Origin of the sequence: Deinococcus aerophilus (assembly GCF_014647075.1) — a bacterium.
In the GTDB taxonomy this organism is placed as follows: Bacteria; Deinococcota; Deinococci; order Deinococcales; family Deinococcaceae; genus Deinococcus; species Deinococcus aerophilus.
The window spans coordinates 24,564-37,070 of the sequence record NZ_BMOM01000020.1; the positions used below are offsets into that span (position 1 = coordinate 24,564).

Sequence of the window (12,507 nt, forward strand, 5' to 3'; positions counted from 1 at the left end):
CGTCCATCAGGACACTTGCCTGACCCTCATCTGCTGAGATGGGGGTCATGTCTAACCGTTCGGTAGGGCACCGGCACAGGAAGGCGCGGTGAGGGCCGGCAAGCCGCGCAAATCGCCGCGTCACGGATTAAACTGAAGCCGAGAAGAAAGGAGCGAAGTTGAATACCATGAACCGTCACAGCGGCCAGCGTCTGCACGCCAGAGAGCGACTCCGGCGAGCGCTGACCATGGCCACCGCCGCCGGCCTCGGCACGGCTCTGCTCAGCGGCTGCGGATCGCAGCAGTTCATCACCATGGGGGATCTGGCCTCCGACTACAACAAGGAAATTTTCTGGATGAGCATCTGGGCCATCGCCCTGTCCATCCTGATCTTCGTGGGCGTGTCGTACGCCCTGTTCTACACGGTGGGCAGGTTCCGTGAGGACCGCAACGACGCCGCGCCGCAACAGTTCCACGGCAACAACCGGCTGGAAACCTGGCTGGTGGTCGTGCCGGTCATCATCGTGATGGTGCTGAGCGTGCTCACGGTGCGCAGCATGGCGATCCTCAACCCCGTGCCGGCCGAGGCGACCAAGATCGACGTGCTGGGCCGCCAGTTCTGGTGGAACTTTGCGTACCCGGAAACCAAGGCGGACGCGGGCGGCAACGTGACCAACGGCAACGAGATGATCATGCCCATCGGCGAGCAGGTCGCGCTGACCATCACCAGCGGAGACGTGATCCACGGCTTCTGGGCGCCCAACATCGGCGGCCAGCGCGCCGCCATGCCTGCGACCCTCAGAAGCTGGAACGTCGACATCAACCGCGCGGGCGTGTATCAGGGCAACTGCACCCAGCTGTGCGGAGCCAGCCACGCCAACATGCGCTACAAGGTGGTGGCCTTGGAACCCGAGCGTTATGCCAGCTTCCTGGCCGCCGCCAAGGCCTACCGCGCTCCGGAACCTGCTGCGGGCAGCGCCGAGGCCCGCGGGTACGCCCTGTTCATGCAGGGCAAGCCGGAAACCGGCGCGCTGGCCTGCGCCGCGTGCCACCGCGTTCAGGGCACCCCGGCGGCTGGCGTGGCCGGGCCCGACCTCAGCTTCTTCGGCACCCGCCGGACGCTGGGCGCGGGCATGTGGGAGTTCATGGAGCCGGAAAATCACTGGGAAACGCCGCGCGCCCGCGAGATCCTGCACGAGTGGATCAAGCACAGCCCGCTGGTCAAGCCCGGCAGCCTGATGCCCACCTACGACGGCAGTGAATACCGTGCGAACGGCAAACTGGTGAAGGGCGGCATCCTGACCGACGCCGAGCTTGATGACGTGGCCGCCTACCTGCGCAGCCTGAAGCTGCCGGAAGAGGCCAACTACTGGAGCGGTACGCCGGTCTTCGGCAGCCAGAACACCACGGGAGGAACGCAGTGACCATTCACGCTCCACAACAGCTGCCTGAAACCCACAGCACCCGGCCCAGTGCCTGGGAGGTCCTCAAGGACTACATGATGACCACCGATCACAAGAAGATCGGCACGCTGTACATCGTGACCAGTCTGATCGGATTTGCCCTGGCGGGCCTGCTCGCCGTCGCCCTGCGCCTTCAGCTCGCGGTGCCGGACAACACCTTTCTGGTGGGCAACACCTACAACCAGGTCCTGACCCTGCACGCCGCGCTGATGATCTTCTTCTTCCTGATTCCGATCGGCCTGTTCGGCTTCGGGAACTGGTTCCTGCCGCTGCAGCTGGGCGTGCGCGACGTGGCGCTGCCGCGCGTGAACACCTTTGCGGTGTGGCTGTTCATCTTCAGCCTGATTCTGGTCATCACCGGCCTTGCCAACGGCGGGGCCCCCGGCGTCGGCTGGACCTTCTACTACCCCCTCTCGGTGGACGCCAACCAGACCGGCGTGTCTGTGCTGATGGTCGCCCTGACCCTCAACGGCATCGCCTCGCTGCTGGGCAGCGCCAACTTTGCGGCCACCGTCGTCAACATGCGTGCCCCCGGCATGAGCCTGTGGAAGATGCCCATCTTCTGCTGGGCGATCTTCTCCACCTCCATCCTGCAGCTGATCTCGCTGGGCGGCCTGACGGCGGCGGCGCTGGTCACCTATCTGGAAATCAAGCTGGGCCTGAGCATGTTCAACCCCGGCATCGGCGGCGTGCCGGTGCTGTTCCAGCAGTTCTTCTGGTTCTACTCGCACCCCGCCGTGTACGTGATGCTGCTGCCCTACCTAGGCATTGGCGCCGAGATCGCCTCGACCATGGCGCGCAAACCGCTGTTCGGTTACCGCGTGATGGTGTACTCGCTGCTGGGCATCGTGCTCGTCAGCCTGCTCGTGTGGGTCCACCACATGTTCGCCGTCGGCCTGCCCGAGTCGTGGCAGATCGCCTTCATGATCGCCACCCTGATTGTGGCCGTGCCCACCGGGGTCAAGATCTTCAACCTGATCGGCACGCTGTGGGGCGGGCGGATCATCATGAAATCGCCCACCTACTGGCTGGTCGGCTTCATCTTTAACTTCCTGATCGGCGGCATCACCGGCGTCTCGCTGGGCATGATTCCCTTCGACTATCAGGTCACCATGTCGTACTACGTCGTGGCACACTTTCACAACGTGATGATGTTCGGCACCGCCTTCCTGGCGATGGGCGGCCTGTACTACTGGTGGCCCAAGATGACCGGGCGCTTCATGGACGAAAAGCTGGGCCTGTGGCACTTCTGGCTGTTCATGATCGGCTCGTGGATGACCTTCCTGCCGCAGTACATCCTGGGTCTGCTGGGCATGCCCCGGCGCTACTACACCTACCCGGCCGGCAACTTCGCGTGGACCGAGCTGAACTTCGTCTCCACCCTAGGCGCCCTGACCCTGCTTGCCGGCGGCCTGGTGTGGGCGTGGAACATGTACAAGACCGCCCAGCAGCCGGCGACCGCCTCGCCCAATCCCTGGGGCGGCTTCACGCTGGAATGGACGGCGGCCAGCCCCCCGGCGGCCTACAACTTCGCCCACGACTTCCCCAAGACCTTCCCCACCGAGCGCCCGCTGTACGACTGGGAGAAGAACGGCGACACCCTGACCCCGGTGGACCCCAAGACCATCCACCTGCCGCAGGACAGCATCTGGCCCTTCGTGACCGCGGTCGGCCTGCTGCTGATGGGCTACGGCCTGAGCTTCGGGTGGTTTACCAACTACACGCCGGCCGGCGGCCTGAAGGCGTTCTTTGACGCCACGCCCGGCCACGTGTTTGCCAGCCTGGTGCTGTATGCGAGCATTCCGGTGTTCCTGTGGGGCCTGTTCAAGTGGGCCGGAACGCGCGAATACGCCGTGCCGGTGGACCACCATCACCTGACCAAGTACGACAACGGCTTCATGGGCATGGCGTGGTTCATCATCTCGGAAGTCGGTCTGTTCGGCGTGCTGATCGCCGGGTACGTGTACCTGCGCGTCACGGGTCTGGCCGAGCCGCCCGCGCTGCGTCCCAACGTGTGGCTCGCCGCGCTGAACACCCTGATCCTGGTCAGCAGCTCGTTCGTGATTCACCGCGCCGAGCAGGACAACCACCACGGCAAGCTCACCCGCTTCCGTCTGGGTCTGTTCATTACCCTGCTGCTGGGCGCCCTGTTCATGTTGTTCCAGGTGTACGAGTTCTCGCTGTTCGGCCAGGAAAGTGACTGGAGACAGAACCTGTGGCAGTCGTGCTTCTTCACCATCGTTGGCCTGCACGGTCTGCACATCCTGATCGGCGGCACCGGCGTGGCCCTGCCGTACTACCAGGCCATGACCGGCAAGATGGACAAGCACAACCACGGGTCCATCACGCCCGCCAGCTTGTACTGGCACCTGGTGGACGTGGTGTGGCTGCTGATCGTGGCGATCTTCTACGCCTGGTAAAGCACACCGGCTTCAGAAGTTCAGAGCGGGAGGGGACGCCGATTGCGCGTCCCCTCCCGCCTTTCTGTTTGCCCGGGTGCGCCGTGACCCCGAGTGGCGGGGGACCGGGGGACATGGTGCCCGGCCGCCCTGCTCTAGCCTGCCCGCATGAAGTGGTTGACAGCGGCTTTGCTGGTGGTGGCGGCGATTCTGGGGGGCCTGCTGTATGTCCGGCAGGCCAGCCCCACGGTGACGGGCGGTTTGGCGCTGGACAGCCCACTCACCCTGCCTGCCCTGAAACTGACCGATGACCGGGGGCAGACAACCACACTCGCCGATTCGGACGGCCGGCTGCGGCTGGTGTTCTACGGCTTCGTGCGCTGCCCGGATGTGTGCCCGCCGACCCTGGCGAGCCTGAAAAACAGCTACGACACCCTCACGCCCGAACAGCGGCGGCAGATGCAGGTGCAGTTCATCACGGTGGACCCTGCCTTCGACACCCCCGCGGTCATGCGCGCCTACCTCGACCGCTTTGATCCCGCCTTTACCGGCCTGACCGGTCCGGCCGCCACCATTGACGAAGCGGCCCGGACCATGTTCGTGACCAACGTTCCTCCCCAGCCCATCATGACCATGGACCACAGCGCCCACACCGCTCCCTCCGCCGGGTCGGGGGCCGACAACGCCGCAGCGGTGGGCGCAGGCGCGGATGAGGCCGCCCGCATTCACGGCGATCAGGTCAGTGTGGTGGATGCCCAGGGCCGCTTCGTCCGGGTCTACAGCAACGGCGAGGTCATCGGCGGTGAGTTGCAGCGCGACCTGCCGGGCCTGATCCGGACCTATGGCGGCGCCGGTTGAGTCCCGCGCTCCGTTTCTTTTCCCGAAGAATCAGCATGTATTTCGGAAATAGCGTAATATAAACGGCATGACCGAACCGCTCGACGCCGCCCTGCGTCCCAAAACCCTGGCCGAGTATGTCGGGCAGGAAAAGCTCAAGGACAAGTTCGGGGTGTACCTGCAGGCTGCCCGGGGCCGCCGCGAGGCGCTGGATCACACCCTGCTGTTCGGGCCTCCAGGCCTGGGCAAGACCACGCTGGCACACATCATCGCCGCCGAACTGGGCGTGAACATCCGCGTGACCTCTGGCCCGGCCATCGAGAAGCCCGGGGACCTCGCCGCCATTCTGACGAACAGTCTGGAAGAAGGCGACGTGCTGTTCATTGACGAGATTCACCGCCTGGGCCGCGTGGCCGAGGAACACCTGTATCCGGCCATGGAGGATTTCAAGCTGGACATCGTGCTCGGCCAGGGACCGGCGGCGCGGACCATCGAGCTGCCGCTGCCGCGCTTCACGCTGGTGGGCGCAACGACCCGGCCCGGCCTGATCTCCGCTCCCATGAGAAGCCGGTTTGGCATCATCGAACACCTGGAGTACTACACGGCCGAGGAAATCGCCACCAACCTGCTGCGCGACGCCCGCCTGCTGGGTTTCGGGCTGGAGGAGAACGCCGCGCTGGAAATCGGGGCGCGCAGCCGCGGCACCATGCGCATTGCCAAGAGACTGCTGCGCCGGGTGCGCGATTACGCCGAGGTCGCTGGAGAAAGCGTCATCGAGCTGGAGCGGGCCTACAGCGCGCTGGACAAGCTGGGCCTGGACTCGGCTGGTCTGGACGACCGTGACAAGAAGTACCTGGAAACCCTGATCCACCGTTTTGCGGGCGGTCCGGTGGGGGTAGACACCCTGGCCACCGCCATTTCCGAGGACGCCCTGACCCTGGAAGACGTGTACGAGCCCTACCTGATCCAGCTGGGGTTCATCAAACGCACCCCGCGTGGCCGGGTCGCCACCGCCCACGCCTATGACCACCTGGGCTTGCCGGTGGGCGGCGCGGACGGGGAGCTGGGGCTGTACACCAACTGACGCGCCGCTGTGTACGGCACGGACCGTCACAGATTCTTGCCCCTCCTCTACACTTGTCGGTATGAGCGGCGTTCAGATTCAGGTCTTTGGCCTCAAGAAAAGTGCAGCCACCCGCGCTGCCGAGCGGTTCTTCAAGGAGCGCGGGGTCAAGATTCATTTTGTGGATCTGACGCAACGCCCCATCGCCCGGGGTGAACTGACCCGCTTCGTGCAGAAGTTCGGCCTGAACGCCCTGCTGGATCTGGAGGGCAAGGCCTACGAGCGCAGCAACCTCGCGTACCTGCGGACCACCGAGGAAGGAGTGATTTCCAAGGTGGTCGAAACCCCCGAGCTGCTGCGGCTGCCCCTGGTCCGCGGCGGCAAGGTGCTGACGGTGGGCGAGGACCTTGCCGGCTGGAAAACCATGCTGGAACAGGCCTGACCGGTGTCCCCACTGCCTGAACTGGAAACGCGCCCCTGGGGCCGGTTGCCCGGCGGACCGGACGTTTCCCTCTTCACCCTGCGCACGCCGGGCGGCCTGAGCGTCCGCCTAGGCGAGTACGGCGCGCGCCTGCTGCGGGTGCAGGCCCCGGACCGCCACGGCGCGCTGGGCGACGTGCTGCTCGGTCACCCCGACCTCGCGCCGTACCTGCACGAGCCGGAGGCCCGTTACTTTGGAGCGCTGATCGGGCGGGTCGCCAACCGCATCGCACACGGCACCTTCACACTGGGCGGCGCGGCGCACCGGCTGGCGCGCAACGATCCGCCCCATCACCTGCACGGCGGCCCCGGCGGTTTCCATGCCGTGCGCTGGGTGGGTACACCCTTTTCGGGGAACGGGGAGCGCGGCGTGGAGTTCCGCCGTCTCAGCCCGGACGGCGAGGAAGGCTATCCGGGGGCGCTGCAGGTCACTGCGCGCTACACCCTGACGGACGCCGGCGTACTGGCGTTTGAGGCGTGGGCCACCACGGACCGCCTGACCCCGGTGAACCTCACCACCCACGCCTACTGGAATCTGGCCGACGGCGGCGCGGGCGGCGTGCTGGGCCACACCCTGCAACTGAACAGCGCCCGGTTTCTGGCAGTGGACGGAGGCGGCATCCCTGAGGCCGTGGCCGACGCCGCGGGCACCCCCTTCGACTTCCAGATGGCCCGGGCGCTGGGAAAGGGCATCGAGGCCGACCACCCGCAGCTGCGGCAAGCCGGCGGCTACGACCACCACTTTCTGCTGCCCGGGGCCCCGGCGGACGCTCCCCTGCGCTGGGCCGCGACCCTGCACGATCCGGCCAGTGGCCGCCGCGTGGAGGTCTCGACCACCGAACCCGGCCTGCAGGTGTACACCGGCAACGTGATGGACGGCAGTTTCGTGGGCTGGAACGCCGCGTGCTACGGACAGCACTCAGCGGTGTGTCTGGAACCCCAGCAAGCCCCCGACTCGGTCAATCAGCCCGTGCTGGACGACATCATCTTGCACCCGGGCCAGACATACCACACCCGGACCGAGTGGCGGTTCTCGGCGCAGTAGGCGGTCCCCACAACCCGGCCAGACCCCCTGTCCACGCTTGACACCGCCAGGGTTACCGGTAACTATAAGGGCAGTTCTGCCGCTGTCTCTGTGTTGTCGGCCCCCAGGGGGCCGGCCTTCCCCTCTGCTGCGCCGGGAAGGGGAGCACACGCCCTTTCCCCTCTCCCCACACCACAGGAGCGTACCCCATGCCCGTGACCCTGCAGGACATCGCCGCGCAGGCGGGAGTGAGCAAGATGACCGTGAGCAAGGTGCTCAACGGGCAGCCGGGCATCAGCGAGGCGACCCGGGCGCGGGTGCTGACCACCGCGCAGAAGCTGGGCTACCGCGCCAATGCCGCCGCCCGCACCCTGGCGACCGGGCGCAGCGACACCCTGGGCGTGCTCGTGCCCAGCCTGGGGACCCAGTACGTCTCGGAAGTGGTGCGCGGGGCCGATCACGCCGCCACGGCGCTGGGGCTGGACCTGCTGATCTCGACCACCCAGGAGCGGCCCGGGCGCGAGGGCCACAATGTCTCGCGCCTGAGCGGCGGGCTGGTGGACGCGCTGCTGATCGTGCTGCCCTACGCCCTGCACGACTACGCCCCGGCCCTGCTCGACGCCTCGCTGCCGGTGGTGGTGGTGGGCAACGAATCGCCGGGGCAGCCGCTGGCGCTGGTGGACACCGACCACATGGCCGGGGCGCGCTTAGCCGCCGGACACCTGCTGGACCTGGGCCACCGCCGCATCGCCTTCGTCACGGGACGCCCGGACGTGCAGGCGAGCGCCGAGCGCCTGCGCGGGTACGGGGAGGCGCTGCGCGGCGCCGGCCTGCCCGTGGACGAACGCCTGATTGTGGACGGCGATTACACCCAGCCGGGCGGATTCCACGCCACACGCACGCTGCTGGCGCGGCTGGACGCGGGCGGCCTGCCGCTGCCGACGGCCGTCTTCGCCGCCAACGACGTCTCGGCCTTCGGAGTGATCGAGGCGCTGCGCGACCACGGCCTGCGCGTGCCCGGCGACGTGTCGGTGATCGGCTTCGACGACATTCCGCAGGCCAGTCAGGTCCATCCGCCGCTCACCACCGTGCGTCAGCCGCTGCCCGAGATGGGAGAGGTCGCCGCCCGCATGCTGATCGCGCGGCTACGCGGCGGCCCGGCCCCGCCGCCGCGCACGGTGCTGCCGCCCACACTGGTTCTGCGCGCGAGCACCGCGCCGCGCCGTCCGCACTGACTGTTCCCCACTCTGGAGGTCCACCATGACGAACGCTGCCCATGACGTCCTCTCCCCCACCCCCGACGACCGCTTCACCTTCGGCCTGTGGACCGTCGGTCAGACCGGACGCGACCCCTTCGGCGAGCCGACGCGCGCCGCGCTGAGCGCTCCCTACCTCGTGCGCCAGCTGGCCGGTCTGGGCGCCTACGGCGTCAACCTGCACGACAACGATCTGGTGCCCATCGACGCCACGGCCCGGCAGCGCGACCACCTGGTGCGCGACTTTCAGCAGGCCCTGAACGACACCGGCCTGAAGGTGCCGATGGCGACCACCAACCTGTTCAGCGACCCCGCCTTCAAGGACGGCGCCTTTACCAGCGCCGACGCGCGGGTGCGGGCCTATGCGCTGCAAAAGACCATGCACAGCATGGACCTCGGCCACGAACTGGGTGCCGAAACCTATGTGTTCTGGGGCGGGCGCGAGGGCAGCGAGGTGGACGCCGGAGGCAAGCTGCTCGACGCTCTGGCGTGGTTCCGCGACAGCCTGAATTTTCTGGCCGCCTACAGCGAGGCGCAGGGCTACGGCTACCGCTTTGCGCTGGAACCCAAGCCCAACGAGCCGCGCGGAGACATCTTCTTTCCTACGGCGGGCAGCATGCTCGGCTTCATTCCCACGCTGGAGCGCCCGGACCTCTTCGGCGTCAACCCCGAGTTCGCCCACGACACCATGGCGGGCCTGAACTTCACGCACGCGGTCGCGCAGATCATCGATGCGGGCAAGCTGTTCCACATCGACCTCAACGACCAGAAGATGGGCCGCTTCGACCAGGACCTGCGCTTTGGGGCCGAGAACATCAAGACCGCCTTCTTTCTGGTCAAGCTGCTGGAAGACAGCGGCTACGGCGGTCCCCGGCACTTTGACGCCCACGCCCTGCGCACCGAGGACGAGGCCGGTGTGTGGGCCTTTGCGCGCGGCTGCATGCGCACCTACCTGCTCCTGAAGGAGAAGGTGCGGAAGTTCAACGAGGACCCCGAAATTCAGGCGGCACTGGCAGCCTACCGGGTGGAAGACGCCGAACTCGCCGAACTGACCGGCCGCTTCAGTCCGGAACGGGCCCGGGCGCTGAAGGAACGGGCCTTTGACCGCGAAGCGCTGGGGCGGCGCGGGCCGGGGCTGGAACAGCTCGACCAGCTCACCATGGAGCTGCTGCTGGGCGTACGCGGATGAGCGGGCCGGTCACGCTGGGCGTGGACCTGGGCACCAGCGGCGTGAAGGTGGTCGCGCTGAACGCGGGCGGCAGGGTTGTGGCGCACGCCAGCCGCAGCTACCCGCTGCTCACCCCCCGCCCCGGCTGGACCGAGCAGCGCCCCGCAGACTGGGTGGCGGGGGCGGTCGACGCCCTGCGGGAGGTGGCCGCTCAGCTGACAGAGGGCGGCCACACGCCGCTGGCCCTGGGCCTGAGCGGGCAGATGCACGGAGCGGTCTTTCTGGACGCACGCGGCGACGTGCTGCGCCCCGCGCCGCTGTGGAACGACCAGCGCACCGGCGAGGCGGTGGACGAGATCGAGCGCGCCGTGCCCCGCCCCGACCTGATCGCCCGCACCGGCAACCGCGCCGTGACCGGGTTTCAGCTGCCCAAGGTGCTGTGGCTGCGGCGCGAGGAACCGCAGGTGTTCGCCCGCCTCGCGCGGGTGCTGCTGCCCAAGGATTACCTGGGGTTCGTGCTGACCGGCGTGATGGCCACCGAGCCGTCGGACGCCTCGGGGGTCGGGGCCCTGAACCTGGCCGGCAAGACCTGGGACGGCGAGGTGCTGGGGGCGCTGGGGCTGAGCGCCGGGCTGTTTCCGGATGTCGTGAACTCCTGGGACCGGGTGGGCGGCCTGACGCCGGAACGGGCGCGGGACACCGGCCTGCCCGCCGGATTGCCGGTGGTGGCCGGCGGGGGGGACAACGCCGCCGCCGCCGTCGCGCTGGGGCTGCGGGCGGCGCGGCCCGGCGTGGGCTCGGTGAGCCTGGGCACCAGCGGGGTGCTGTTCGCGCCGCTGGCGGCCCCCACCCCCGATCCCCAGGGCCGCGTCCACCTGTTCGCGCACGCCGACGGCGGCTACCACCTGCTGGGGGTCACGCTGGCGTGTGCCGGGGCGCTGCAGTGGCTGCGCGACCGGCTGGCCCCGGGCACCGACTTTGCACAGCTGCTTGCCGAGGCCGAACACGTGCCCGACGGCGCCGAGGGCGTGACCTTTCTGCCGTATCTGGCCGGAGAGCGCAGTCCGCTGATGGACCCCGGGGTGCGCGGCGCGTGGCTGGGCCTGAGCCTGGCCCACGGCCGGCCACACCTGACCCGCGCCGTGCTGGAAGGCACCGTCTGTGCGCTGGCCGACACCTACCAGGTGATGCGTCCGCTGGCCGCGCTGGAACACCTGCGGGCCACCGGGGGCGGAGCGCGCAGCGACCTGTGGCTGGGACTGCTCAGCGGCGCACTGGGGCTGCCGGTACAGCGCCCCCAAACCGCCGCCGAGGCCGGGGCCGCCGAGGGGGCGGCCATCCTGGCGATGCCCCACGCCGGCCTGCATCCCGACCTGCACGCGGCCATGGACGCCGTGGCTCCCGGCGGTACCCCAGTGCCTGCCCTGGCGGCCGGGACGGCCCTGAGTCAGCACGCCGCCGCCGTGGCCCAGCTGTACCCCGCGCACGCGGCGGTCAGCGCCGTCCAGCTGCCCGGCCTGACCCACCCGGAACGCTGAAGCTGGACCGGGGGCACCTCCCCATTCCCGGGCAACACCGGGCACCTGTGGCCCGGCGCCGTGCCAGACGCCACCCCGTTGACCGTCGGTGACGCGATCTTGACAGCGCTTTCAAAAGCACTTAAGGTGGGCGTGTTCACAAGTCAAAGAAGCTGCAGGCAGACGCCGGGTCTGCCGGGGAGTTGCCCATGTCTGCCACCGTCACGCTGGCCCACGTGGCGCGGGAAGCTGGAGTTTCGCCCAGCACCGTGTCGCGCATTCTCAACGGAACCGCCAATGTCACCCCCGACAAGCGCGCCCGGGTCGAGGCGGTGATTCGCCGCCTGAACTTCGCGCCGAATGTGCAGGCCCAGGCGCTGGCAGCCGGACGCAGCTTCTCGGTGGGGGTGCTGACCCAGGACACCAGCCCCTACTACGGCGAGACCCTGGCCGGCATTGAGCGCGGCCTGGAGGGCAGCCCCTACCACCCGCTGGTCGTCAGCGGGCACTGGGAGGCGGCGCGGGAACAGGAAGCTCTGGACCTGCTGATGCGCCGCCGGGTGGACGCCCTGATCGTGCTCGGCGGCGTGATCGAGGACGCGGCGCTGCAGGCGGTGGCCGCGCGGGTGCCCCTGGTGGCGGTGGGACGGGACGTCAGCGGTCTGTCCGAACGGTGCGTGCTGGTCGACAACCGCGCCGGCATCCGGTTGCTGGTGCGCCACCTGACCGACCTGGGACACCGCGAGATCGCCTTTATCGGGGGACCGGAGGTGCAGCAGGACGCGCTGGAACGCCGTCTGGCCTTTGAGGCCGCCCTGCGCGAATGCGGCCTGGAGCCCCAGGCCGGGCTGATGCGCCCCGGCGACTACACCGAGGCCAGCGGCGAACGGGCCGCCGAGGAACTGTGCCGCTCGGACCTTCCCTTCACGGCGCTGCTGTGCGCCAACGACCAGATGGCCTTCGGCGCGCGGCTGACCCTGTACCGCCTGGGCATCCGCGTACCGCAGGACATCTCGCTCACCGGATTTGACGACCTGTTTGCCGCCCGTTATGCCACGCCGCCGCTGACCACCGTGCGTCAGGCGATTGCCGAACTCGGCCAAGTGGCCGCCGAGGCCGTGCTGCGTCTGCTTGCCGGCGACCACCCCCAACTGCCCCGTTACGTGCCGGAACTGATCGTGCGTGACTCTACCGGACCCGCCCCCCTGCTTTCCCACTGAGGTGATCCGTTTATGTCCTGAGCTGCCCACCCCCGGCCGAGCAGTCCACCATGAGCCCTATTTTGTATCCGATTTGAAAGCGCTTTCACGACCAGGAGGTC

Annotated in this window: 10 protein-coding genes; all 10 read left to right on the forward strand. The window is 68.3% G+C overall.

Annotated features, from left to right (window positions below):
- The first annotated feature begins 167 nt into the window (after positions 1-167).
- The 10 genes from coxB to IEY21_RS12000 all read left to right on the forward strand — a co-directional run bounded on the left by coxB (position 168) and on the right by IEY21_RS12000 (position 12,406).
- Positions 168-1,403 carry a cytochrome c oxidase subunit II gene (coxB, locus tag IEY21_RS11955; protein WP_188904576.1) on the forward strand — a complete coding sequence of 412 codons (1,236 nt, stop codon included), beginning with the start codon at positions 168-170 and terminating at the stop codon, positions 1,401-1,403.
- On the forward strand, positions 1,400-3,862 hold the full coding sequence (locus IEY21_RS11960) for a cbb3-type cytochrome c oxidase subunit I (protein ID WP_188904577.1): 2,463 nt from the start codon (positions 1,400-1,402) through the stop codon (positions 3,860-3,862). Before coxB ends, IEY21_RS11960 begins: the two co-directional genes overlap by 4 nt.
- A gap of 147 nt (positions 3,863-4,009) precedes the next feature.
- Positions 4,010-4,699, forward strand: a complete 690-nt coding sequence (locus tag IEY21_RS11965; RefSeq protein ID WP_188904578.1) for an SCO family protein — start codon at positions 4,010-4,012, stop codon at positions 4,697-4,699.
- A 67-nt stretch (positions 4,700-4,766) separates the two neighbouring features.
- Positions 4,767-5,762, forward strand: coding sequence for a Holliday junction branch migration DNA helicase RuvB (ruvB, locus tag IEY21_RS11970; protein ID WP_188904579.1), 996 nt, complete (start codon positions 4,767-4,769; stop codon positions 5,760-5,762).
- A 61-nt stretch (positions 5,763-5,823) separates the two neighbouring features.
- Positions 5,824-6,183, forward strand: coding sequence for an ArsC/Spx/MgsR family protein (locus IEY21_RS11975; RefSeq protein WP_188904580.1), 360 nt, complete (start codon positions 5,824-5,826; stop codon positions 6,181-6,183).
- 3 nt (positions 6,184-6,186) lie between these two features.
- Positions 6,187-7,266 carry an aldose epimerase family protein gene (locus tag IEY21_RS11980; protein WP_188904581.1) on the forward strand — a complete coding sequence of 360 codons (1,080 nt, stop codon included), beginning with the start codon at positions 6,187-6,189 and terminating at the stop codon, positions 7,264-7,266.
- Positions 7,267-7,454: 188 nt separating this feature from the next.
- Complete coding sequence (locus IEY21_RS11985; protein WP_188904582.1) at positions 7,455-8,480, forward strand: LacI family DNA-binding transcriptional regulator; 1,026 nt, start codon at positions 7,455-7,457, stop codon at positions 8,478-8,480.
- A gap of 25 nt (positions 8,481-8,505) precedes the next feature.
- Positions 8,506-9,690, forward strand: coding sequence for a xylose isomerase (gene xylA, locus IEY21_RS11990; protein WP_188904583.1), 1,185 nt, complete (start codon positions 8,506-8,508; stop codon positions 9,688-9,690).
- On the forward strand, positions 9,687-11,207 hold the full coding sequence (gene xylB, locus IEY21_RS11995; RefSeq protein WP_188904584.1) for a xylulokinase: 1,521 nt from the start codon (positions 9,687-9,689) through the stop codon (positions 11,205-11,207). The genes xylA and xylB overlap by 4 nt, the downstream gene beginning before the upstream one ends.
- Before the next feature lie 188 nt (positions 11,208-11,395).
- On the forward strand, positions 11,396-12,406 hold the full coding sequence (locus IEY21_RS12000; protein WP_188904585.1) for a LacI family DNA-binding transcriptional regulator: 1,011 nt from the start codon (positions 11,396-11,398) through the stop codon (positions 12,404-12,406).
- The last annotated feature ends 101 nt before the right edge of the window (positions 12,407-12,507 follow it).

Excerpts from the sequence above, each read along its gene's own strand:
- IEY21_RS11965 (WP_188904578.1), top strand. The coding sequence starts at position 4,010 with ATGAAGTGGTTGACAGCGGCTTTGCTGGTGGTGGCGGCGATTCTGGGG.
- IEY21_RS11985 (WP_188904582.1), top strand. The coding sequence starts at position 7,455 with ATGCCCGTGACCCTGCAGGACATCGCCGCGCAGGCGGGAGTGAGCAAG.
- xylA (WP_188904583.1), top strand. The coding sequence starts at position 8,506 with ATGACGAACGCTGCCCATGACGTCCTCTCCCCCACCCCCGACGACCGC.
- xylB (WP_188904584.1), top strand. The coding sequence starts at position 9,687 with ATGAGCGGGCCGGTCACGCTGGGCGTGGACCTGGGCACCAGCGGCGTG.
- coxB (WP_188904576.1), top strand. The coding sequence starts at position 168 with ATGAACCGTCACAGCGGCCAGCGTCTGCACGCCAGAGAGCGACTCCGG.
- IEY21_RS11975 (WP_188904580.1), top strand. The coding sequence starts at position 5,824 with ATGAGCGGCGTTCAGATTCAGGTCTTTGGCCTCAAGAAAAGTGCAGCC.
- ruvB (WP_188904579.1), top strand. The coding sequence starts at position 4,767 with ATGACCGAACCGCTCGACGCCGCCCTGCGTCCCAAAACCCTGGCCGAG.
- IEY21_RS12000 (WP_188904585.1), top strand. The coding sequence starts at position 11,396 with ATGTCTGCCACCGTCACGCTGGCCCACGTGGCGCGGGAAGCTGGAGTT.